Annotated in this window: 13 protein-coding genes and 1 pseudogene; 8 read left to right on the forward strand and 6 right to left on the reverse strand. The window is 70.4% G+C overall.

Annotated elements, in window-relative coordinates; translation table 11 throughout:
• The first annotated feature begins 30 nt into the window (after window positions 1–30).
• Genes ACLJPL_RS04290 through drmB form a run of 4 tightly spaced genes read left to right on the forward strand, consistent with a single transcriptional unit; the run spans window position 31 to window position 11,772 of the window.
• The gene (locus tag ACLJPL_RS04290; RefSeq protein WP_411079288.1) at window positions 31–4,800 is read left to right on the forward strand and encodes a DEAD/DEAH box helicase; all 4,770 of its coding nucleotides are present in this window, start codon (window positions 31–33) and stop codon (window positions 4,798–4,800) included.
• Window positions 4,797–6,710, forward strand: coding sequence for a UvrD-helicase domain-containing protein (locus ACLJPL_RS04295; RefSeq protein ID WP_411079289.1), 1,914 nt, complete (start codon window positions 4,797–4,799; stop codon window positions 6,708–6,710). The genes ACLJPL_RS04290 and ACLJPL_RS04295 overlap by 4 nt, the downstream gene beginning before the upstream one ends.
• A complete protein-coding gene (locus tag ACLJPL_RS04300; RefSeq protein ID WP_411079290.1) occupies window positions 6,707–9,931 on the forward strand; it encodes a helicase-related protein in 3,225 nt (1,074 codons plus the stop codon). Before ACLJPL_RS04295 ends, ACLJPL_RS04300 begins: the two co-directional genes overlap by 4 nt.
• The gene (drmB, locus tag ACLJPL_RS04305) at window positions 9,928–11,772 is read left to right on the forward strand and encodes a DrmB family protein (protein WP_411079291.1); all 1,845 of its coding nucleotides are present in this window, start codon (window positions 9,928–9,930) and stop codon (window positions 11,770–11,772) included. Before ACLJPL_RS04300 ends, drmB begins: the two co-directional genes overlap by 4 nt.
• 33 nt (window positions 11,773–11,805) lie before the next feature.
• Here drmB and ACLJPL_RS04310 read toward each other — a convergent pair whose 3' ends face one another.
• Window positions 11,806–12,963 (reverse strand): hypothetical protein, encoded by a 1,158-nt coding sequence (locus ACLJPL_RS04310; protein WP_411079292.1) that lies wholly within the window; start codon window positions 12,961–12,963, stop codon window positions 11,806–11,808.
• A 177-nt stretch (window positions 12,964–13,140) separates the two neighbouring features.
• Between ACLJPL_RS04310 and ACLJPL_RS04315 the strand changes: the two genes are divergently transcribed.
• Both ACLJPL_RS04315 and ACLJPL_RS04320 read left to right on the forward strand, forming a co-directional pair.
• The gene (locus tag ACLJPL_RS04315; RefSeq protein WP_411079293.1) at window positions 13,141–14,145 is read left to right on the forward strand and encodes an endonuclease/exonuclease/phosphatase family protein; all 1,005 of its coding nucleotides are present in this window, start codon (window positions 13,141–13,143) and stop codon (window positions 14,143–14,145) included.
• 1,568 nt (window positions 14,146–15,713) lie between these two features.
• Entirely contained in the window at window positions 15,714–16,313 is a 600-nt protein-coding gene (locus ACLJPL_RS04320; RefSeq protein WP_411079294.1) for an Imm21 family immunity protein, read from the forward strand.
• A gap of 62 nt (window positions 16,314–16,375) precedes the next feature.
• Here the strand turns inward: ACLJPL_RS04320 and ACLJPL_RS04325 are convergent, their stop codons facing one another.
• The 3 genes and pseudogenes from ACLJPL_RS04325 to ACLJPL_RS04335 form a co-directional block, all read right to left on the reverse strand.
• Window positions 16,376–16,699 (reverse strand): hypothetical protein, encoded by a 324-nt coding sequence (locus tag ACLJPL_RS04325; protein WP_411079295.1) that lies wholly within the window; start codon window positions 16,697–16,699, stop codon window positions 16,376–16,378.
• A gap of 238 nt (window positions 16,700–16,937) precedes the next feature.
• The gene (locus ACLJPL_RS04330) at window positions 16,938–18,305 is read right to left on the reverse strand and encodes a VanZ family protein (protein ID WP_411079296.1); all 1,368 of its coding nucleotides are present in this window, start codon (window positions 18,303–18,305) and stop codon (window positions 16,938–16,940) included.
• A 106-nt stretch (window positions 18,306–18,411) separates the two neighbouring features.
• Window positions 18,412–18,629, reverse strand: a pseudogene (locus tag ACLJPL_RS04335) (hypothetical protein); the annotation flags it as partial.
• 325 nt (window positions 18,630–18,954) lie between these two features.
• Between ACLJPL_RS04335 and ACLJPL_RS04340 the strand changes: the two are divergent.
• Both ACLJPL_RS04340 and ACLJPL_RS04345 read left to right on the forward strand, forming a co-directional pair.
• A complete protein-coding gene (locus ACLJPL_RS04340) occupies window positions 18,955–19,902 on the forward strand; it encodes an ATP-binding cassette domain-containing protein (protein ID WP_411079297.1) in 948 nt (315 codons plus the stop codon).
• Window positions 19,899–20,555, forward strand: coding sequence for a hypothetical protein (locus ACLJPL_RS04345; protein WP_411079298.1), 657 nt, complete (start codon window positions 19,899–19,901; stop codon window positions 20,553–20,555). Before ACLJPL_RS04340 ends, ACLJPL_RS04345 begins: the two co-directional genes overlap by 4 nt.
• 466 nt (window positions 20,556–21,021) lie before the next feature.
• Here ACLJPL_RS04345 and ACLJPL_RS04350 read toward each other — a convergent pair whose 3' ends face one another.
• Both ACLJPL_RS04350 and ACLJPL_RS04355 read right to left on the reverse strand, forming a co-directional pair.
• Window positions 21,022–21,867: an aldo/keto reductase gene (locus ACLJPL_RS04350; protein WP_411079299.1), complete on the reverse strand. Its 846-nt coding sequence runs from the start codon at window positions 21,865–21,867 to the stop codon at window positions 21,022–21,024.
• 150 nt (window positions 21,868–22,017) lie between these two features.
• Entirely contained in the window at window positions 22,018–22,872 is an 855-nt protein-coding gene (locus ACLJPL_RS04355; RefSeq protein ID WP_411079300.1) for an alpha/beta fold hydrolase, read from the reverse strand.
• Window positions 22,873–23,021 lie beyond the last annotated feature (149 nt).

Below are 23,021 nucleotides of genomic sequence, written 5' to 3' on the forward strand. Positions count from 1 at the left end.
CTCAGCTCACAGCCACGGAATGGGAATACGTTGAACCACCCCAATGTGACGGACAGTTCAGGCGAAGCGTCCGTCATCCAGACGATCATCGAGCAGTCGGCGCGCGTGCTGGAGACGTATCGCGTCGACCCGGGATTGATTCTGGAACACGCCAATGGTGAGCGGCGGATCACGCAGGGCGGTTACGGGGACCGCCAGTTGTTCGAACTCGTACAGAACGCGGCGGACGAGATCGCGCACTCTCCGGGCGGGAAAGTGCACGTCATACTCACGAACACCCACCTCTACTGCGCGAACGAGGGCAGGGAAGTCACGGCGGAAGGCGCCGAGACCATTCTCCGGATGAGCGTTTCGAAGAAGCGCGGCGGGCAGATCGGCCGTTTCGGGGTGGGGGTGAAATCGGTCCTCGCCGTCACCGACGCTCCTCAGTTCTTCAGCAGCTCCGGCGCTTTCGGATTCGACCGGGCGTGGTCGTTCGAGGAGATCAGGAAGGCCGGCGGCGACGCGTTCGAAGGCGACTTCGAGGCCCCGGTGCTGCGGATGGCCCGCCCCTTGGAGGCCGGGAAGGAGCGATCGGCGGACCCCGTCCTGGACGAGTTGCTCGGCTGGGCCACCACCGTGGTCCGGCTGCCCCTCCTGCCGGGCGCGGCCGATCGCCTGGGCCACGACATCCACACGGTCGCCGGCCAGGAGATCCAGCGGGAGTTCCCCGCCCGTTTCCAGCTCTTCTCCCACCACGTGGGAACGGTGGTCCTGGAGAACCGCCGGGTGATGCCGCAGATCCGGCGGGAGATCACGGTCGAGCACGAGGACATCGTGCACACGATCCACGAAGCCCGTACGGGCAAGCCGGAATCCCGCGCCACCTGGAAGGTCTTCACCCACGCCCACCGGCCCACCGACCGGGCCAGGGCCAGCGCGGGCGAGATGCACGACCGGGGGACGATCGACGTCTCGTGGGCCGTTCCCGAGTACACCGGTGACACCGTCCTCACCGTTCCCAAGGGGCGCGGCGAGTTCTGGTCGTTCTTCCCGACCAAGTATCCGATGACGTTGGCGGGCATCCTCAACGGCGCCTGGAAGACGAACGAGGATCGACAGAACCTTCTGGACTCCAGCCCCTTCAACGAGGAGATCATCCAGGTCGCGGCGAAGCTGGTCGTCGAATCGCTGCCTCGGCTGGCCCCCGCCGAGGACCCCGGCGCCTATCTCCCGCTGCTGCCCGGCCGTACCAGGGAGTCGGAGACCCTCAACTGGGCCGACAGGTATCTGACCGAGCAGATCTGGAAGCTGACCGCACAGCTGCCGTCCCTTCCCGATCAGGACGGCGTCCTGCGGGTTCCTCGGGAACTGCGCGTCCACCCCGCGCCGATCGGAAAGTCGCCCCTCAAGCTCGACTGGCTGCGGATGTGGAACGCCTACCCCGGGCGTCCGGCGAACTGGGTCCACCCCTCCGTGGAGGCCGCCGAGTTCCGCCCCGGCAAGGTGGGGCACATCCTGGAACAGACCAGGCAGGGCCGGGCGACCGTCCGGGAGTGGTTGGAGGCGCTGGTCACCGACGGCACGGCCGAGGCGTCTGCCGTCGCGATCCGCATTCTCGCCGCGATGGTCCGGGAGGGGTCGCCCTTCGCGGACGAGGCCCGGAAGGCGCGCATCGTGCTGACCGAGGAGAGCGGACTGGTGCCCCCCGTGGTGGCCAAGGTCTACCGCAGGGCCGCCCAGGACGGTCTGCGGGACGGCACGACGTACGTGGACGCCGCCCTCTCCGAGGACCAGTCGCTCATCAGCGACCTCACCACCATCGGCATCCGGGAGGCGGACTCCCGCGGCCGCTTCATCGGAGTCCTGGAGCAGGGCTTCGCCGGTTACGGACCCCAGGACTGGGGGCGCTTCTGGGAGCTGTTCCACAGTGCGGGCGGCAGCCAGGTCAGCGGCGAGGTGATCGCCCGGTTCCCCGACCCGATGACGACGCTGCACGTACGCACGGTGGACGGCCGTTTCCACCGTATGCGGGACTGCCTTCTGCCCGGAGCCGTGGTGCCCGGTGACGGAACCCGGGACGACTCGGTGGCGGTGGATCTGGTCTTCCACTCCGACGACAGGATGGTCTTCCACGAGTTCGGGCTCCGTGCTGTGCCCACCGCGGGGCACCGCCCCTCGTCGGACGAAGCCTGGTTCGCCGCTTACTCCACGGCGATCTATGACAGCTACTGCCGGACGTTGGGCAGCAAGGCGACGCGTCCGCAGTTCAACAGGCTCAAGCTGGAGGGCTCCCCCATCGGCGGGCCGCTGCACCTCCTGGAGCGGCTGTCGGACGAGGGGCGGGCCGCTTTCGTGAAGGCGCTGCCCGAGGCGAGCGTCATCGACACCTGGACCATGCAGTTCGGCGTCCAGGTGTCCACGCGCAAGCCCGTGCACTCCCCGCTGCGCTGGATGCTCGGCCGCCACGGCCGCGTCCCCACCTCGCAGGGCGTCGTGCCCGTCTCCGACGCCGTGGGCCCTCAGCTCCACGCGTACGCCGACGTCCTGCCGGTGGCGGACATCAGCGCCGAGAAGGCCCGCAAACTGCATCTGCCGACCGTGGTGGACGACGTCCCGGCGAAGCAGTGGGACCGCCTGCTCGATCAGCTCCGCACCAGCGACGACGACGCCTTCGTCGGCCGTACGTATGTGATGCTGACCCAGCTCGGGGTCGACTTCCCCGAGGGGGAGCTCACCCGTTGCCGCATCGGGACGGAGTGGTCCGCGCAGGAGGACGACAAGATCGCCGTCGCGGCCTCCGAGGCGGAGTACCGGGCCCTGCGCGCGGAGCAGATCCCCGCGCTGCTCGCGGGCAGCCCCGAGGACGCGGCCCTGCTCGTCAAGACATGGGGGATGTTGCGCCACGCCGACGTCATCAGCAAGGAGACCCGCCATGTGGGCATCGGCGAGCCCACTTCCCTGCATGACGAGTTCCCCACGCTGCGCCTGCGCAAGGGCAACGTGGTCAACAACTACCGGTTGCAGCGCTGCTCCGAGCTCGAAGAGGTGACCCGTACCCCCCAGGGCAGCCGGCCCACCCCCCTCAAGAGCGCCCTCCAGGGCGACACCGTGCTCGTCCTCGAGCCCGAGGACAGGCTCGCGGCTCTGATGGCCGTCGACCGTGAGCTGCGCTGGGGACTGGGAGAGGCGGGGTGCCGGGCGGTTCTCGAGGCCCAGGAACGGCAGGAGGCCGATCAGCAGCTCCAGGCCGCGCTGCGCCGGGTCCGGGAGGCGGAGACCGTGGAGGAGAAGCTGGAGCTGCTCATCGGAGAGGCGGCGCTGCGGGCCGGACTGCCGCCCGGTCTGCTGGACAGCGAGCGGGTCGAACTCGGGGGCGTCGAGCCGTCGGCCCGCCGGATCGCGCGGATGGCGTACAACGCCCACGGCGACGGCGTGCTGCAGACGCACACCCGCGATCTGCTGGCCGCCTACCCGAGCCACGCGCCGTCGAGCTTCACCGGCTCCTCGCCCGCGGTGAAGTTCGTCTCCGACTTCGGCTTCCCGGACTCCTTCGCCGGAACCAGGGCCCCGTCGCTGCCGCCGAGGGTCGAGATCCCCGGACCCACCGAGTTCCCCCGGCTGCACGACTACCAGGAGCGCCTGGCGAGCAAGGTGTTCGCCATGCTCGACCGGTTCGCGCCCCAACGCGGCATGCTGTCGCTGCCCACCGGCGCGGGCAAGACCCGGGTGGCTGCGGAGGCGGTGATTCGCTGGATCAAGTCCGTGGGAGAGCTGGAGGGCCCCGTTGTCTGGATCGCCCAGACCGAGGAACTCTGCGAACAGGCGGTCCAGAGCTGGAGTTTCGTGTGGTCGAAGGTCGGCGCGGAGAGCCCCCTGACGATCAGCAGGCTGTGGACGACCAACGAGGCGGGGCCGGTGAGCGGCCGCCCGCACCTGGTGGTCGCGACGGACGCGAAGCTCGGCAACTGCCTCGGGACCGAGGGGTACGCGTGGCTCCGGAAGGCGAGTCTGGTCATCGTCGACGAGGCGCACGTCGCCATCTCCCCCCAGTACACGAAGATCCTCGAACAGCTCGGCCTGACCGCGCGCGAGACGCATCGCCATCTGCTCGGCCTCACCGCGACACCGTTCCGCAACACGAACGACGAGGAGACCAGGCGCCTGGTCCAGCGCTTCGGCGGCCGGCGTCTCGACGACGGGGTCTTCCCCTCCGGGGACGCCTATGGGGAGTTGCAGGATCTCGGCATGCTCGCCCGGGTCACCCATCGCGAACTCCTCGGCGGCACCATCGAGTTGACGCATGACGAGAAGGAGCGGGCCGACCAGATGAGCCTGCTCTCCAAGGCCGCCGAGCAGCGCCTCGCCGACGACCACGACCGTAACAAGCGCATCCTGGAGGAGATCGCCGAGATGCCCGCCGACTGGCCGGTCCTGGTCTTCGCCACCTCCGTGGCGCACGCCAAGTTCCTCGCCGCGAAGCTCAAGGACCGCGGCATCACCGCCGCCTCGGTGGACTCGGCCACCCCCACGGGCGAGCGCCGCAGGAGCGTCGACGACTTCCGCCGCGGCCGCGTGCGCGTGCTCACGAACTACGGTGTTCTGACACAGGGATTCGACGCACCGGCCACCCGGGCCGTGGTCGTGGCCCGCCCCACCTACAGCCCGAACGTCTACCAGCAGATGATCGGTCGCGGTCTGCGCGGCCCCGGCAACGGGGGCAAGGAGACCTGCCTGATCCTCAACGTCCGTGACAACATCACCAACTACGGCAAGGCGCTCGCCTTCACGCAGTTCGAGCACCTGTGGAGGGCCAAGTGACCGACGCGTACCACGACAGCCCGCCCCTCACCGAGGAACAGCGAGCCGTCGTCGAGCAGCCCTGGGACGCCCGGCTGCTGGTCACCGCCGGGGCGGGCGCGGGCAAGACGCACACCCTCGTCCGCCGCCTCGACGCCCTCATGGGCCACGAGGAGGACGCTCTCGAAGCGGGCGAGATCCTGGTGCTCAGCTTCTCCCGTGCGGCGGTGCGCGAGCTGCGCGAGCGGATCGCCCAGCACGCCCGGCAGGCCCGTCGCGTCCGGGTGCAGACCTTCGACTCCTGGGCCTACGGAGTGCTGCGCGGGGAGCAGCCCGACCGGGACTGGGGCGTGCTGCGCTTCGACGAGCGGATCCAGGAGACGACCGAGGCCATCCTCCGGGGGGCGATCGAGGAGAGCGAGCAGGGCGCCCCGGCCCATGTGGTGATCGACGAGGTCCAGGACCTGGTGGGTGATCGCCGGGACATGGTGGAGACGCTGCTGGACCGCTTCCAGGACAGTTGCGGATTCACGGTGGTGGGGGACGGCGCCCAGGCCATCTTCGGCTTCCAGGTCTCCGACGAGGACGCCCGCGCCGCCGAGACGAACTACTTCTTCGACTGGCTCCGGGCCTCCTACCCGGACGATCTGGTCGAGCTGCACCTCACCACCAACTTCCGGGCCCGCACGGAAGAGGCCCGTACGGCGCTCGCCCTCGGGGCCGAACTCAAGAGGCTGCCGTCCGAGCCCGCCGAGTCCGACGCCGCGGGCGAGAAGTTCCACCGGCGGTTGACCGACCTCCTGCGCTCGTGCCCCGATTTCGGGCCTCTGGAAGCGCGGTTCACGGTCGAGTCGCTCCAGGCGTACCCGGGGACCTGCGCCGTTCTCTGCAGGGACAACCGCCAGGCCCTGGTGCTGTCCGAGACGCTGTTCTCCCTCGGGGTGGCCCACCGGGTCCAGCGCGCCCTCCAGGACCGCCCGGTCCCGGCCTGGGTCTCCTCGGTCCTGCGCCGCACCGGTACCACCACCTTGACCGAGGAGCGGTTCCAGGAGCTGCTCTCCGCCGGTCCACCCGCTCCCGTCGGCGACGGTACGCGGATCTGGCGCTCGCTGCGCGGGGCCGCCCGCGCCCCCCGAGGACTGATGGACGTGGCGGCGGTTCGGCGTCTGGTCGCGGAAGGCCGCTTTCCGGACGACCTGGTGGCCGTGGAACCCGCGAGCCTGGTGGTGTCGACCGTGCACCGCGCCAAGGGGCTCGAGTTCGATCGGGTGATCGTGGTCGAACCGGCCACCACGGCCGAACTGCGCAAGCAGCACAGCCATGTCGATCCGGCGGCCGAGGCGCGTTCGCTGTACGTGGCGATGACCCGCGCCCGGGACGACCTGTTCCGTATCGCCGCGCCCGACACGGCGCTCGTACGCCGGGACAGGGAGACCGAACGCTGGTACCTCGGCGGGTGGAGGCCCTACATCCGCGACGGCATCGTGGCCTCGGGTCAGGACGTGTGCCGGGAGCACCCGCCCGGCACGGACGGTTTCGCCGACGACGCGTCGGCCGTGCAGGACTATCTGGCGTCGTCGGTGTCGCCGGGCGACGCGCTGACCCTCCGGCCGCAGCACGAGATGACGATGGCCGCCGACCAGAGCCCTCCGTACACGGTCTTCCACGGGGAGCGACCGATCGCGGTGGTCTCGGAGCGGTTCCGGAAGGATCTCCACACGTCACTGAAGATCAACAAGACCTGGGAGATCAACTGGCCGGTGGAGATCACCGGCTTCCGGGTCGACTGCCTGGAGAGCGTCGCGGGCAGCACGGCCTCCGGCGCCCGCGCCGGGCTGGGCGACCACGGCGTATGGACGGTGCCCCGCATGTCGGGGCTCGGGCGCTACAGGCGCGCCAGAAGGACCACGCAGGAAGGCATCGTCGGATGACGGACGACACGAGCGTTCACGCCGCCCACTACGCGCTTCGGGAGGGGCTCGTCACACAACTCCGCGAGGACCTGCTCGGCCCCCGCTCCCCCGACGAGATCCTCACCCAGGACCCGCCGATCACCGCCTACCCGATGGGGGTCCTGTTCCCGAGGGCGTCGGATGCCGAGTCCGAGCGGGCGTTGGCTCAGGACGCGGCCGAGAACGAGGGGCTCGACGACGTCCCGCTCGCACGGAGGGGCCGGGATGTCGAAGATCCCCTGCCCGACCTCGGCGCGGCCCATGTCGGCGACCGACGCCCTTCGTCCATGGGGCTGACGTTCGCCGTGGACCCCGAGCTCTCCACCCGGCTCGTCGTCCGCACGGAGGCCGCGGCCTACGATCCGATCGACCAGGACGGACGAAAGGTGACCGCGGAACGCGCGGAGGCCCGGACCGTCTCGGAGCGGAAGGAGCGCTGGCGCCGCCGAGAGCTGTCCGTGCCCCCGGTGACCGTCGATGTGACGGTGCCCCGCCGCTATCTGGTGGACGATCTGCCCGAGGGCGCGGCGTTGGACGTCGTCGTCCGGCCGAAGGCCCCGGCGAGCGGAACGGTCACCGTGACCGTCACGCTGATCAACACCCAACGGGTGGGCAAACACGCCCTCCAGGACGCGTTCTGCCTCTACCAGCCCCGCCTGACCGTCACCACCGAGTCCGGTGCGCCGGGCCTGGTCGATCGCCCGTCCGAGCGCAGGGTGATCGACCCCGAGGTCGCGACGGGCCGGCTGCTGCACCGGCACGCGCCCACCTTCGCCGTGGGGCACGGCTGCTCGGCGGACTGGGACTGGACTCCGCCGCCCATCGGCGCCCCGAACGTCGATCGCGCGGCGATCGCCACCGTACGCACCGAGTTCCTGCCGGCGCACGATGTGCTGCTCACCGACTCCAACCCCGACATCGACGACTCGGCGCTCAGCATGCAGGACCTGGCGACCCGGCCCGAGAACGAGGTCCTGGCGGCCCTCAACGATCTGATGGCCCGATACGCGGAGTGGATCGACCGCAAGGAGGCGGAGGCGTACGCGTTCCGGGGCTCCCCGCACGAGGCTCCGGCGCGGGCGCAGATCGAGCACTGTCGATCGGCTCTGGCCCGGATGCGTCGAGGCATCCGGGCTCTCGGCACGGACGGCGAGGCGATGCGGGCATTCCGCCTCGCCAACCGTGCGATGGCCGAGCAGCGGGCCCGCAGCGAGTGGGTGAAGAAGGACCGGCAGGGCTCTCCGGACACGGCCGCGGGACGGTGGAGGCCGTTCCAGATCTCCTTCATGCTCCTGTGCGTCGAAGGGATCGTGGATCCGAAGCACGAGGACCGCCGGATCGCCGACCTCCTCTGGTTCCCGACCGGCGGCGGCAAGACCGAGGCGTACCTCGGTCTGATCGCCTTCACGACCTTCCTGCGGCGCATCCGGCTCAAGGAGCGGGGCGGCGGTGTGACGGTCCTCATGCGCTACACCCTGCGGCTGCTCACCCTGCAACAGTTCGAGCGTGCCGCGTCGCTGATCTGCGCCATGGAGCGCCTTCGTCTCGGTGACGAACGCACCCTGGGGACGGAGACCATCTCCATCGGCATGTGGGTGGGCCAGTCCGCCACGCCCAACAAGCTGTCGGTCGCCGAGGAGAGCCTCGTGGAGCTGCGGAAGGAGAAGGAGCTCCAGGAGAAGAACCCGGTCCAGCTGCACGCCTGCCCCTGGTGCGGCACCCGCATCGACGCCTTCCAGTACGAGGTCGACGAAACAGCGAAGCGGATGCACGTCCGCTGCCCCGACACGTGGTGCGACTTCCGCGACGGACTGCCCGTCCACCTGATCGACGAGGCCGTCTACGACGCCCGGCCCACGCTGGTGATCGCCACGGTCGACAAGTTCGCCGCCATGCCGTGGCGCGAGCAGACCGCCGCGCTGTTCAACCTGGACCGCCAGGACGGCACACCGCCCCCCGAGCTGATCGTCCAGGACGAGCTGCACCTCATCTCGGGGCCGCTGGGCACCCTCACCGGTCTGTACGAGACGGCTGTGGACCTGCTCGCGAGGAAACCGAAGATCATCGCGTCGACGGCGACGATCCGCCGGGCCGGGGACCAGGGCAAGAAGCTCTTCGCACGTGAGGTCGCCCAGTTCCCGCCGGCGGGCATCGACGCCAGGGACTCGTGGTTCGCCGTGGAGACTCCCAGGGAACGCAAGGCGAGTCGACAGTACGTCGGACTGCTCACGCCGAGCACGAGCCAGTCCACCCTGCTCATCCGCACCTACGCCAACCTGTTGCACCGGGCCGCGCGGGGCGGGGCCCCGGACGAGGTGCGTGACGCGTACTGGACGCTCGTCGGCTACTTCAACAGCCTCCGGCTGCTGGCCGCCGCCGAGCTACAGGTCCACGACGACGTCGACGCCCAGCTCGGCTTCCTGGCCGACCGGGACGACTCCGATCGCCGAAAGATCCTGGAACAGACGGAGTTGACCAGCCGCGCGAACTCCAGCGAGGTGCCCAAGCGACTCAAGCAGGTGGAACAGCGGCTGCCGCACCCCGATGTCGTGGACGTCCTGCTGGCCACCAACATGATCTCCGTCGGCGTCGACGTGGACCGTCTCGGTCTGATGGCCGTCATGGGGCAGCCACAGACCACGGCCGAGTACATCCAGGCGACCAGCCGCGTGGGCCGCCGCCACCCCGGCCTGGTGGCGGTGATGCTCAACGCGAACCGCTCCAGGGACCGTTCGCACTACGAGAGCTTTCAGCACTACCACTCGGCGCTGTACCGGGAGGTCGAGTCGACCAGCGTGACGCCTTTCTCCTCCCGTTCCCGCGACCGGGGCCTGCACGCCGTCGTCGTGGCGCTGGCCCGCATCCTGATTCCCGCGGCCCGTCCCAACGACGGCGCCGGGCGGATCGACGAGTTCCGCGACGAACTGCACGAGGTCGTGCGGAAACCGCTGCTGGCCCGGGCCCGGGCCGTCGATCCGGACGAGTACGAGGCGACGGCCGACGCCTTCGACGAGTTCGTCGACTGGTGGGCGGGGAAGGCCGAGATCAGCGGCGGCCTGCTCTACGAGGCCAAGCGGGGCAGCAGGACGCCGTCGTTGCTGTGCGGCTTCGACGACGTCACCGCCGATGCCTGGCCCACCCTGTGGAGCCTGCGCGACGTCGACGCCGAATCCGCCCTGTTCATGGAGGCAACCCGATGACCCCTCCCCCCGCCCGCCGCCGCAGGACCGGCGCACCGGAGCGCAGCTATCCCCGTCGCGGCGCCGTCCGCCGCGCCCAGATGATCACGACGTACGGAGTCGGGTCGCTCGTCGCCGTGGACAACGAGTCGTTCATGGTCACCGGCATCGACTCGTGGAACATCAGCGACGCGCCGACCATCCACGAGCACCGGTTGGCCCGCGTACTCGGCGTGAAGTCGTTCCGCCTGCCTCCGGCGTCGAACGAGAGGAGCAAGGACGGCGTGCACGTGCGCCGTTTCCCCCTGTGGCATTCGTGCCCCACCTGCAACGCCCTCCAGCACGTGCGACAGTTCAACTCCCCGCCGGGAAAGAACGAATGCGGCGACTGCGAGGAGGATCTCGTCCCCTCGCGCTTCGTGATGGCCTGCGGCAAGGGGCACATCGACGACTTCCCGTACTGGAAGTGGGCCCACCGCAAGAACCGGCAGGAGGGCGGGGCCGGCTTCTGCGGCGGGGAGATGCGGCTGCGCACCACCGGGAAGACGGCGTCCCTCCGCTCGATCCTGATCTCCTGCACCTGCGGTGTGCCCGAGGTGTCCATGGAGGGGGCCTTCAGCGGCACGGCCCTGTCCGACCTGAAGGTGTTCTGCTCCGGCAGGCGTCCCTGGCTCAAGGACGCGCCGCCGGAGCAGTGCTCGGAGAGGCCGCGCACCCTGCAACGCGGTTCGTCCGTCGCCTGGCAGCCGATCGTCCGGACGGCGTTGTCGATCCCCCCGTGGAGCGACGGCCATTTCATCCGGCTCCACGGCCACATGGATGAGCTCCGGGAACTGTACGAGGCCGGGAACACCAACGGGTTCGAGGTCTACCTCAAGGCCGTCACGGTGTCGGAGAAGTACGAGTTCTCCGCCGCCAAGGTCATCGCGCTGCTCGAGGCGGAGAACCAGCAGGACGCCGGCTCCGACGAGGAAGCCACAGCGGACAGCGCCTATGTCGCCCTGCGGAAGCAGGAGTACGAGCGGCTGGTCGAGGGGCGGCCCGAGAGCGAGACCGACCACGAGGGCCAGTTCGTCTGCGAGCCGCCCCGGTCGTCCCCGACCGTGCTGGGACCGTACGGGATCACCGGCCCGATGCTGGTGAAGCGGCTGCGCGAGGTCCGCGCGCTGAAGGCGTTCTCGCGGGTCGACACCCCCGAGACGCGCACGGACGTCCACGAAGCGGCCCTGTCCCTGAAGAACCTGGACTGGCTGCCCGCGATGGAGGTCCAGGGCGAGGGCGTCTTCCTCCGGCTCGACGAGCACCGGCTCGACTCCTGGGCCCGGAGCGTGGCCGTCGCCGCGCGGGCCGACCGCGTACGGGACAACCACACGCGCATGATGCGCGACCGCGCCCAGGACCCGGCTGCCGTCCCCGCGTCGCCGGCCACCCCCCGGATGGTTCTCCTCCACACCCTGGCGCACGCTCTGATCAACGAGTGGAGCCTCGACGGGGGCTACCCGGCGGCCTCGTTGCGCGAACGCCTCTACGCGAGCGACGCCATGGCGGGCATCCTCATCTGCACCGCGACCAGCGACTCCGCGGGCAGCCTGGGGGGCCTGGTCGCCCAGGGCGAACCCAGCCGCCTCCAACAGTCCCTGGACTCGGCCCTCGACAGGGCGCGGTGGTGCTCCTCCGACCCGCTCTGCGTCGAGTCCGAGGGGAGCGGTGTCGGCGGCATCAACCTCGCGGCCTGCCATGCGTGCGTGCTCCTGCCGGAGACGAGCTGCGAACACAACAACGGGTTGCTCGACCGGGCGCTTCTCATCGGGACCCCGGAGAACCCGTCGATCGGATTCTTCAGCGACGTCCTCGGCCCCTGAGCCGTCCACGGCGAGGGCCGTGGCCGTGGTGCGCTACTGGAAGCTCAGCCGGTGCGGGTGGGACGGGTCGGTGGGGCAGGTGTGTACGCGCATCAGGCCGCGGCCGAGGTGGACGCCGGTCGGGGCGAGGACGCGGGGGTCGGCGGCGGCGTCTTGGTCCTCGGTCGGCAGCCAGCCGCGCGAGGCTCCGTCGCATTCCCACTTGTCCACGGTGAGCAGGGGCGGCATGGCGGTCCCGCACGTCCGGCAGTCGACGGGGGCCGGGTCGGTCAGGTGCCAGGAGGCGAAGCCGCCGACCTTCCAGCCCGGGGCGATCGACAGGTCGCTCATGTAGTCGATCTCGTCCGGCTGCACGGCGCGCGCCGCGGTCATCGCCGCCTCGTACTCCTCGTACGTCGCGTAGCTCGCCGGCGAGGAGGGGCCGGCCCGGTCGTCATCGTCGTCGCCGTCGAGCAGCCCCTCCTCCCAGGCGGATATCTCCTCCTGAAGCCCCTCGTCCAGCAGCCCGACGTACTCGTGCTCCACCACCTGTTCCGGGTGCAGGACGCACGTGGTGGGGACGCATTCCTCGCGGCCGGCCACCGGGGGTTCGGGCTGCGGCACGAGTACGGCTCCGACGTCGGCCGCCCGCCGCCACCTCAGCACCACGTCGATCGTGCGCCCGGGCCCGTGGCTCTCGAACGGGCACCAGAGGACCTGGAGCAGGTCCTTGCCCTCGGGCCCCACGAGATCCGGGACATCCCGCGTGTACAGCTGGGCGACGGCCAGCAGCGGCAAGGCGGCCGGGTCGGCGAGGGTGGCAGTGTCGGCGGGGGCGGCCGTGTCTGCGGGGCCGGCAGGGTCGGCGGGGGTGTCTTCGCCCGCGCGGGCTTCCGGGGTGTGGGCCGCCGCCGTCGTACCGTCCAGCAGGCGCTGTTCGTCCTCCGTGAAGTCGCGCCCCCGCGCGTCGTCCAGGATGCGGCGACGGAGCCGTACCTCGGGGAGGGAGTGCCCGCTGCCCTCCGGGTGCACGGCCGTACACACCGGCCACGGTTCGTCGGCCGGCCACAGCAGGGGGCCCGCCACCGAGCTGTCACCCACCCCCGGCGCACCGTGCCGGGGGTGCAGGCGTGTGGCGGTGCGGCGGTGGGCCGCGAGGGCGGGGAAGAGCGCTTCGACGTCGAGGGGGCGCGGCGGGGTGGTGCGGGTCATGGCGGGCCTTCCCAGGGGCGGGGCGCGGGGTGCGGGCGGGGGGCGCTGCGTGATCGATCCTCATCCTGCTGGCGCCACGGTGAGTATGACTGGGTGCCGGAGCACCGTCGCGGGAGCTCGGAACCCGTCTCGCCCGGCCGCTCGTCCTGTGGGGCAAGGACGAGTGGACGGGACATCATGGTGGAGCGGGTTGGCAGGGGCGTGGGCGCGGCGGTGACGGCGGCTCCGGTGCGGGGGGCGCGTGGGCGGGTTCCGGGCGTGGGCCGGCGGGGGTGGGCGCTCGCCGTTGTCGCGGTCGGTCTGGCGGGGGTGTTGGCGTTCCCTGCCCTTGTGCCCAACTGGCCCGGGCGGATGGGGAGTCTGGTGGAGTCCTTCCTGCCGTGGGCCGGGGTGGGCGTCGTGCTGTCGCTGGTCGTCGCCGTGGTGCGGCGTTCGGGTGTCGCTCTCGTTGCCCTCCTTCTGCCGGTGGCGGCCTGGGTGCAGGGGTTCGGCGGGCTGCTTCTGCCGGGGGCCGAGGCCGGGGGGCGGGAGCTGGTCGTCGTGCAGCACAACGTCAGCGACGAGAACCGCGACCCGGCGGGGACCGCTCGTGCGCTGGCCCGGGCCGAGCCCGATCTCATCGCGTTGGAGGAGTTGGTGCAGCCCGCGCTGTCCACGTACGAGAACGTCCTCGGGCCGGACTACCCCCACCACGTCGTACGCGGCACGGTCGGGCTCTGGTCGAGGCACCCGCTCACCGACGCCCGGGCGGTGGACATCAAACCCCGGGGTATCACGGAGAGTTGGAGCCGTGGCCTGCGGGCCGTGGTGCACACTCCGTACGGTGACGTCGCGGCGTACGTTGCCCACTTGCCCTCCGTCCGCCTCGGCGCGGGCGGCCTCGCGTCCTCCCTGCGCGATGAGAGCGCCGGGTTGCTGGGCGAGGCCATCGAGGCCGAGGCGGTGGGGCCCGTGCTTCTCCTGGGGGACCTCAACAGCACCGTCGACGATCGCGGGCTGGACCCGCTGACCTCACAACTGGGCGTGGCCGAGCGGGGTTTCGCCCTCAGTTTCCCTGCTGCCTTCCCGCTCGCCCGGATCGACCAGGTCATGGCCCGTACCGCCATCGTCCGCGATATCCGCACCCTGCCCGCCACCGGCAGCGACCATCTCCCCGTCGCCGCCCGCGTCACGCTGAGCTGAGCCGCGCCCGTGGTCCCCGCCGTCCCTGCCGCCTCCGCCCTCCTCGCCGCGCCTGCGGTCCCCGCCGTCCTCGTCTCTCCTGTCCTCAGCCCCCCGTGCCGCTTCGCGCAGAGCGTCCGCCGTCCGCACCGCCACGACGCGCTGCCGCCAGGACATGCCCGCCGGGAACTCGCACGTGTCCGTGTCGACCATCCAGGTCCCATACGCCGTGGCCCGGCGGCAGTCGGCGCATTCCGTCTCCTCGCCCCGGGGCCGAAAGAGGTGTTCCTCCGCGCCCTCGCCCGCGCAGACGAGCAACTCGCGTACGGGTGAGGGCTGCTGGGCCGGGAGGCCGGTCGGGGCGGGAGCGGAGGCAGGCGGCAGTGGGCATTTCCGGGCCAGGCGGTGGCGCAGGAAGCCGAACGCCGAACGCACACCGCCCTCGGGAGGCTCGGCCAGGAGCGCCTGGCGCAGGTCGGACTCCGTCAGACCCCGCTCCAACCACGTGACCGCCTCCCTCGCCAGGGCGCGAGCCTCGCCCACCCCCAGGAGCAGGTCGCGGCGGGAGTGACGCAGGGACAGCAACGTCTTTTCTGCTCGGACCAGTTGGGCGGGGATCGGCGCGTGATGCGGTCGCGGCAACGCCGACTCGCCCGGTTCCGCTCCGTCCCGTACGGGAGTCGGGGGCCGCTCCTGATCCGCCCCGGGCTCCGGTCGCGGTGGGGATTGCGGCCCCGGACCCGGACCCGGTCGCGGCTGCTGTCGCTGTAGCCGTCCCCGTTGCCGTCCCTGTCGCCCTCCCTGTTGCCGCTCGGCTTCGGAGGGCGGGTGGGAAGTGGTCTCATCATTGTGGTCTTCCTCCGGTACATAGCCGCCGACCGACCGGGGAGTCGGTCGACCGACCGCCGGAGACTGCGCACTCGGTGGCGGCGAGGGCGGGTCCGTCCGCGTCGGCTCTCCGGCGTCCGGCGACAGCCCGACCCGTACCGCCCTGGCCTCGTCCCGCGTCAGCGGCGTATTCGTGAGGAGTTGGTCCGTGGCCCAGCGGCCGCCATCGCCCTGGGCCCGCCACTCATGGAGGAAGCCGTGCTCGACCAGTTGCTTCTTGGCCTGCTGGTACGAGCGGCCCTTCAGGTCCAGTTTCAGGGCCAGTTCGCTGAGCGGGCGGTCGGTGGCGGAGTCGGGGAGGCCCTGAACGTACAGAAGGAGGACCTTGGCGTCGCTGTTCATCCGCCGATCGCGTACGACGACGTTCGGTGCCTTGGTCCAGCCCGAAGAGGGCGCGATAACATGACGCAGCATTCTTGGTGGCTCGTTTCCACTGAGGGTGTAAGGCCCTCGGGTGGTGTTGTCGCACCTCCGGGGGCCGCCCTGCGCGTGCGGGTGCACACAGAGGGTGATGACTTCGTCACCGTACCGCACCGAGGTCATCTGCTACCACGCGAACGGGAGTTCGTACGGGAGTTGAGAGGCGGGGAGCCGGGGGGGGCGGGAGGCAGGGAGCCGGGGGCGTGGGGACGGAGTCGGGGGCCAGCGGCTGTCAGGCACGCCGTGCGCGCGTTGTCAGTGGGCGCGGGCACACTGACGGCATGAGCGTCTCTTCGTCCACCGCAGCCGATGCGTCCCCTGTCCCTCCTGTCTGGGTGGAGTCGATGGGCGGGCCCTTGATCGTCGTCCCCGTCTCCGCGTTGGCCGCATGGCGCGGGAGTACTGCGACCGGCGTCGTGGCAGGGGATGGCACCGACCCCGACGACTACGACCGGGCCTGCGCCGTGGACGATCTGGCCGGTGCGATCGCTGTCGGGGACAGCGGTGCGCAGGCGCTGGTGCTGGCGGACGAGCCCGCCACCAGTTGCTTTCTACCCGAACACCGAGCCTTCCTGCGGTGGTTTGCCGCCTCATCCGAAGCCGAGCTGACCGCTGCGGCCATGGCTGTTCTCGCAGATGCGGGCACGCAGTGGGAGGAGTGCGGCACTTGGGCGTCGGACGGTCCAGCCACGCTCATGGACTCCGCCGAAGCAGGAGCCGACCTGGGCATCGCCTATCCCGGGGGCGGGATGCCCGCCCAGGCGTCGATCCCGCTGGCCGCCGGCCGCTGGAAGGTCCGTGCCACGCACACCAGGGCGGACGACGGGAACCGGGTCGGCCTGGTCCAGCTCCTGCCCATGCCCACGCTCATGCCGTCCTGAACGGGCAGGGGCTCGGGCCCTGCTTCCCTGCGGGCACTTCCTCGCCTGCGGTCCGGTACTGGTCAGAAGGGGTCGGTGAACGAGATCGGCTTGCCGGTGGCGTGGGCGTAGGCGATCTCCCTGCTCGTGGACTCGCCGATATACCCGCCCGGATTGACGACCAGCACCCGGTCAGCCAGGTCGATCTTGCGCAGGTGGAGGGCGTCCAGCGCGGCCTTCTGCTCGTCGGTGATCGACCCGTCCGCTTCATGATCCCCGGCGCGCAGGAAGACGCCCGGCGCGACGACGATGACACCGGCGAAGGTCAGATCACGGTTCGCCGCGCTCATCTCGTCCACGAACCGGACAGAGCCGCAGATGCAGACGATCTCAGGTCGGTCGGTCACGGCTCGGTCCTTCGGGTCGAACGGGAACCCGTCAGTGTGCCCGTAGCCATCACAGACAGGCATACGAGCCAGCAGTCTACGCAGCGAGACGGGCACCACGCGGCTGCGTCGTCGCGGGCGGGAGGCGTGCCCCGTGCGGGGAATGCCGGCCGCTGCTCGACGCCGAAGTCCGACGCGCACCCGGCTCACCGGCTTCCCTCAGCAGCACGCTTGAGACCGAGAATGTCGAAGAACGAGTTCAGTCGACGAGAGGCTCCAGCCGGTCGTTTCCTGTCGCGCCATTGTCCACATCACCGGTCACGGCATCGATGTAGACGGGAGCGGCGGGCAGTTGGCCGTCTTTTGACGTGACTCCCACCAGCCACTGCGCTTTCCACGTTCCGCTCCTCCTCACAGCGATCAACTCACTCCCGGCCGCCTTGAGTTCGGAAAGACCCTCGGGGCCCGCAACCGAAGCCACGGCGAGACTTTCGGCCTTCTTGCGGCCAATTTTCGCCGAAGGGAGGTTCGTCGGGTTCTCGATGTGCCGTGCGAGAAGTTGGGATACGTGCCCGGCGCGGGTGATCTGCACATCAAGCCGCATGGGCATGAGCACCCCGGCGCTGTCGCTCCGTCGCCACCGTACGATCCACCCCTTCTTCCCCTTGTCCCCCAGAGCTTCCACCGTGGCTCGCGAGTCCGCCAGCCCCCAGGGGAATGCCTGGCCCGCATAGCGGCGGGCGATCCTCAACGCGTCCTCGTCACTCGCGGGCTTCTCGGTGACGCCCTCGACAGGGAACCCGTCCGGGATATCCGAATCGAACCGGTCCAGATAGGCAGTCATCTCGTTGCCGTCCGGCCAGCTCACCTCGACAGAGCCGCTTTCGCCGAGGGCGACCAGAAGCCTATCCGACATCCCGTCCATTCCTGGCTGAATCTGCACATTGGCTATGTCGTACCGATCGCCGAACGCCGACTTCAGCGCCTTCTCCGCCACCTCGCGTTCTTTCGCCCCTCCCGGGCGCAGAGTCGTGGCGTCCATCGGGACCAGGGTGAGAAATGCTGCGGCCATGACGCCGGAGAGGGCGACGGCGGCGACAGCGGCGATGACGGATGGGCGCACCCAGGTGTACAGGGCGTCGTTATTCCGGCCGCGCGCGCTCAGCCAGCACCACGCCACCACGATCCCGAGCAGACCGCCCGAGAAGTTGGTCAGGAGATCACTGGTGTCGCAGCCACGGCCGACACCGGGAAGAAGGGCCTGCCCCAGCTCGGTCATGAGCGTCAGCGCGAGACATGCGCTCACGACGGGCGCCAGACGTCGCAGGGTGAGGACACCGAAGAATCCGATAGGGACGAACAACGCTATGTTGAGCCATCCCTGCTCGGTCAGAAAAGGCTCTTCCAAGCTGCGGTTGACCACGCATGTCCGGCTGTCACTGTTGCCACTCCCCATGAAGAGCGTCAGCGCCAACTCACCGACAAGAGCGGCCGCCAGAGCCGCAGCGGGAAATACGGGAACGGATATTCTTCTGGCGGCCAGATATCCTAGGGCGGCGGCAATCGAAGCACATATCAACATCGTGACGATGAAGGCTTCTTGCCCGTTAAAAATGGCGTTGATCATAAAGCGTCTGGCCGATCTGAGGAAGATGACATCAGTGGGGTGTGCCGACGTGAGACGAAAGGCTCACCGTGCGGCCCGCGTAGCCCTGGTACGTATGGGTGTCTCAGTTCGCCCGAGCGACCCGCCTGGCCACGGTGATGGTCTTGCCTTTCGTGACCGGCTCCGGCGAGGCGTTGACGGTGACGCGGGTGCCTCGGGTGACGCGAGTGGCCCGCTTGACCTGCGAGGGGAAGTTCCTGTCGTCGAATTCGTTTGCGTCGCCGGCGAGAAGTCGCAGACTCCTTGCGCCTTGTTCACGACCTCGCAGTCGCTGGTGATGACGGAAGGGGATGACGGAGTCGTGCGACGTGTTCCCGCCCTCCACCGCTCTCCACGTCTTCTTCCCCATTCCCGGCTCCTGCCCTTCCCCCGCACCCTGGACCGAGCGCCGTAGGCGCACCGGTCGGAGGTTGATCCTCACGACTGACTGTGGGACAGGAGAAAGCCGCACGCGGTTGCGCCCGGTGCGGCAACGATTTGATCAACAAGGCTTCAACTCCCCGTAGGCGGACCTCGGTAGGATCGGTCCGCAGACGCTCCGGGAGGCGAGTTGTTACGTTGCGAAGGCGTCGCCAAACGTCACGGCAGGGGGCGATGGATCCTCCGTGACGTGGACATGGAGGTCTCGGCAGGCGATGTCCTCGCGGTGGTGGGTGCCAACGGCTCGGGGAAATCGACCCTGTTGAGGATCCTCGTCGGGCTCTCGCACCCCACCTCCGGGGCCGTGTCGGGCCGGCCTCGGCACATCGGTTACGTACCGGACCGCTTCACCGCCCATGACCGGATCTCGGCGGTCTCCTACCTCACCCACATGGGACGCATCCGTGGCCTGTCGGTCCCCGCTGCCCGCGCCCGAAGCCACCACCTGCTGGAACGGCTGTCGCTGGTGGGCGGGCGGAACTCGCCGCTGCGCACCCTGTCGAAGGGCAACGCGCAGAAAGTGGCGCTCGCCCAGGCCCTGCTCATCCGGCCCGAACTGCTGGTCCTCGACGAGCCCTGGTCGGGTCTGGACGCCTCGGCCCACGGTGTCCTCGCCGAGTTCATCGACGAAGTGGTCATGCAGGGCGGGGCGGTGGTCTTCACCGACCACGGCGAGGCGAGCACCGAGACGCGCGCGGACGCCATCTACGCCATCAGCGAGGGCGGCCGGGTCACCCGACGCGCTGCCCGGCACGGTGGCCCGCACGCCGGCGGGCACGGAGACGTGCACGGTGACCCGTACGCCGGCGGGCACGGAGACGTGCACAATGACCCGCACGCCGGCCGGCACGGAGACGTGCACACTGACCCGCACGCGGCGGAAGAACGTACCCCGATGGTCGAACTGGTCCTGACCGTGCCGTCCGCCGGTGCCGTGCCCCTTGAAGTGAACTGGCCCACGCTGCCGGGTGTCGTGGGCAGCGCCCGACGCGACGGGGCCGTCGTCCTGCGGGTGGCCCGGGAGCACTCGGACGCCGTGCTGCTGACGGCGTTGCGGCACCGGTGGTCGGTGGAGGGCCTGACCGGGGCCACGGAGGAACGCGGTTCCCGGGCCGAGGCCGGGAGGGCCGCCCCGTGATCGCCCTGGTCCGCTACCAGTTCACGGTGCTGCTGCTCTCCCAGCGCTACCTTGCGCCGCTCCTGCTGTTCCTCGGCCTGGTGGCCGTGCTGACCAGCAGCGACACCGGCCCGCTCGCCGCGACCTACGCCTCGGTGGCCGGAGCCACGCTGCTGTGCTCGGTCTGGCTGACCATGGCGCTGGTCGGCCTCGACGACCCGGCGCACCGCTCGATCGTCGTCGTCAGCGCCGGCAGCCACCTCCGCGTCCTGCTCGGAACGGTCGGGGCGGCGGCTGTGTGGTGCCTGCTGCTGACGGCTGCCGGTCTGGTGCTGCCGCTGATATTCGGGTCCCACGCACCCGGCGTCGCGGACCTGGTGCTGGGGGTCGAAGCCCAACTCACCTGCGCCTTCGCGGGTATGGCCATCGGGCTGGTGTGCTCACGGCTGGTGTTCCGGCGGCAGGGTCACGCGCTCGTCCTCGCCCTGGTGCTCCTGCTGGCCGTACTCCTGGGCAAGGGCCTCTCCCCGGTCAACATCATGCTCACCGACCTGCACGGCACCTCGGATTCCGTGGAGGCCCTGATGCCCACCGGCGTATCGCTCGCTGCCGCCGCGGGTCTCTTGGCGACAGGAGTCGCCGTCACTCAGGCGATCACCCTCAGGAAGGGGTGAAGCCTGCCGGGGGGCGGGTGCCGGGGCCGGGGACCGGTGGCCGGGCCAAGGGGCCGGGTGAAGCGGTCACCTTTCGGCGGAAACCCCGCCTGAACCGGCCGCCCTCGACGTCATCACCGCGGAACGGGGTACCCGCCCTTCATGAAGCGCTGGTGGAGGTGGGTAATCACTGCGATCGTCCTGGGCATCGCGGCGGGTGCCCTCACGACTCTGATCACCGACAGGGCGTGGAGCTCTGAGCTGGTACCTCGCTGCGTGATGTTCTCGGTCCTCTACGGGCTCATGGGGCCGGGCGTGGCAGCGGTGCGGCGTCGCGTCGAGCGAGAGTACCAACAGCACGTGCGGGAGGCGGGACACGAAGACGTCCGAGAAGACCAAAGGGGCCAACAGGGCCACCAGGGCCGAGAGGGCGGCGGGGCGTGATCAATGCCGGGAGCCGGCGACGAGGAACAGGCTTCGGCTACGGCTACGCCTGACCGCCGATCCCGTTCAGTCGGTCGTACTGGGCTTCGGTCAGGGTGATCCCGGCTGCGGCGATGTTCTCTTCGAGGTGGGCGAGCCGGGCCGTTCCCGGGATGGGGAGCATGACCGGCGAGTGGGCGAGGAGCCAGGCCAGCGAGACCTGGGTGGAGGTGGCCCCGAGCTCCGCCGCCACCGCCGCGACCTCGGCGTTCTCGCCCGCGTCCCCGTGGGCGACCGGACGCCAGGGCAGGAACGCGATACCGGCCGACTCGCAGGCGGCGAGGACCGGTTCGTGTTCGCGATCCAGGAGGTTGTAGCGGTTCTGCACGCTCCCCACGTCGATGACGGCCCGCGCCGCGTCGAGTTCGTCGACCGTCACCTCGGAGAGGCCGAGATGCCCGACCTTCCCCTCGGACTGCAACTCCCCCAGAGTTCCCAGCTGTTCGGCGAGCGGGGTCTCCGGGTCGATGCGATGGAGCTGCAACAGCTCGATCCGCTCGACGCGCAACCGCCTTAGGGCTGCGTCGACTTGGTCCCGCAGCGCGGCCGGGCGGGCATCGAAGCCCCATTCCCCGGTGTCGGCCGAGCGCGCGACGCCGACCTTGGTGGTGATCAACAGCCCGTCCGGGTAGGGGTGCAGCGCCTCGGCGAGCAGCTCCTCGTTGGCTCCCCAGCCGTACATGTGGGCCGTGTCGATCAGGGTGACGCCCAACTCCACGGCCCGGCGGGCCACCGCGAGGGACCTCTCACGGTCGGGGCCCTGCTCGATGGGCAGTTGCATAGCTCCGAATCCGAGCCGGTGCACTTCCGGGCCCCCGCCGATGCGCAGCGTCCGCGTGCTGTTCCTCAACGTTGCTCGTCTCCCCAGTTGGTATACGGCCGTTCCCCCTGCAAGCAGGCGTGAGGCTCCCTCGCGCCCCCTCGTGCGCCGGGCCAAAACCCTATAGGGCGAAGCCTGTTCACGTCGATTCCGCAGGTGCCGCCCTGACCGCGCGGTGGATCAGCCCCGCAGCTCCGCCAGGAACGCCGCCATCTCCCCGTACACCGCCGCCGGATCATCCAGGTGTACGTCGTGCCCCGCGTCCGGGACCACGCGGATCCGCGTCTCCGGGTGGCGCTCGGCCATCCGGTCCGCCTCCTCCCGCTCCATCGTCCCCCGGCCGCCCCGCACCACCAGGACCGGGCAGCGCACCAGGTCCCACGCGTCCCAGAAGTCACGCCGGGCGTTCTCCCGGACCGTGGCGACCATGACGTCCCGGTCGACCCGTGGGTGCAGGCCGCCGGGGCCCGGGGCGAGACCGGCCGCCCAGGCGCGGCCCGCCGCTCCGCCGCCGAAGAACGCGGCCGCCGCCTCGGCGTCGGGGAACGGGACCGGCCAGGAGTCCAGCCAGCCTCCGATGATGTCCGGCAGGCGGGGGCTGGGGCCGCCGGGACCCGCCTCGATCAGGACCAGGGCCCGGACCAGTTCCGGGTGGGCCGCGGCGGTGAGCAGGGCGGTGAGACCGCCCATGGACTGGCCCACCAGGACCAGTTCCCCGGCCGGGAGCCCGAGGTGGTCGACGACCTCCACCACGTCCCGTACGTGGGCGGCGCGGGAGACGTCCCGGGGGCGTCGCGTGCTCGCCCCGCTGCCCCGGGCGTCGAAGGCCGCCACCCGGTGCGTGGTGGCGAACCGGCCTGCCAGGGCTTCCCATTCGCCGCAGTGGCCGGCCAGGCCGTGCAGCAGGAGCAGCGGCGGGCCGTCAGCGCCGTTGTGGGTGTCGCTGTGGGTATCGCGGTCGCCGCCGCTGTCGGTGCAGAACAGTCGTACGGGGTGGGCGTCTTCGTCCTCCCCGGTCACCGTGATCGTCCTCATGCGATGCCCCCTGTCCTTCCCGCCCGTCCGGCCGCCCGTCGACGCGGCCGGACCAGAGGTTAGCCTCGGTGGTGCGTGCCGGCGAGACGGCCCCGGATGCGGACCGACCGTACGGACACGAACACGAACACGGACACGGACACGGCTAT

The sequence above is a fragment of the Streptomyces sp. cmx-18-6 genome (genome assembly GCF_046548915.1).
Classification (GTDB): Bacteria; Actinomycetota; Actinomycetes; order Streptomycetales; family Streptomycetaceae; genus Streptomyces.

Coding starts and splice junctions, on each gene's coding strand:
- ACLJPL_RS04300 (WP_411079290.1), top strand. CDS start 6,707: ATGACGGACGACACGAGCGTTCACGCCGCCCACTACGCGCTTCGGGAG.
- drmB (WP_411079291.1), top strand. CDS start 9,928: ATGACCCCTCCCCCCGCCCGCCGCCGCAGGACCGGCGCACCGGAGCGC.
- ACLJPL_RS04310 (WP_411079292.1), bottom strand. CDS start 12,963: ATGACCCGCACCACCCCGCCGCGCCCCCTCGACGTCGAAGCGCTCTTC.
- ACLJPL_RS04315 (WP_411079293.1), top strand. CDS start 13,141: ATGGTGGAGCGGGTTGGCAGGGGCGTGGGCGCGGCGGTGACGGCGGCT.
- ACLJPL_RS04355 (WP_411079300.1), bottom strand. CDS start 22,872: ATGAGGACGATCACGGTGACCGGGGAGGACGAAGACGCCCACCCCGTA.
- ACLJPL_RS04320 (WP_411079294.1), top strand. CDS start 15,714: ATGAGCGTCTCTTCGTCCACCGCAGCCGATGCGTCCCCTGTCCCTCCT.
- ACLJPL_RS04330 (WP_411079296.1), bottom strand. CDS start 18,305: ATGATCAACGCCATTTTTAACGGGCAAGAAGCCTTCATCGTCACGATG.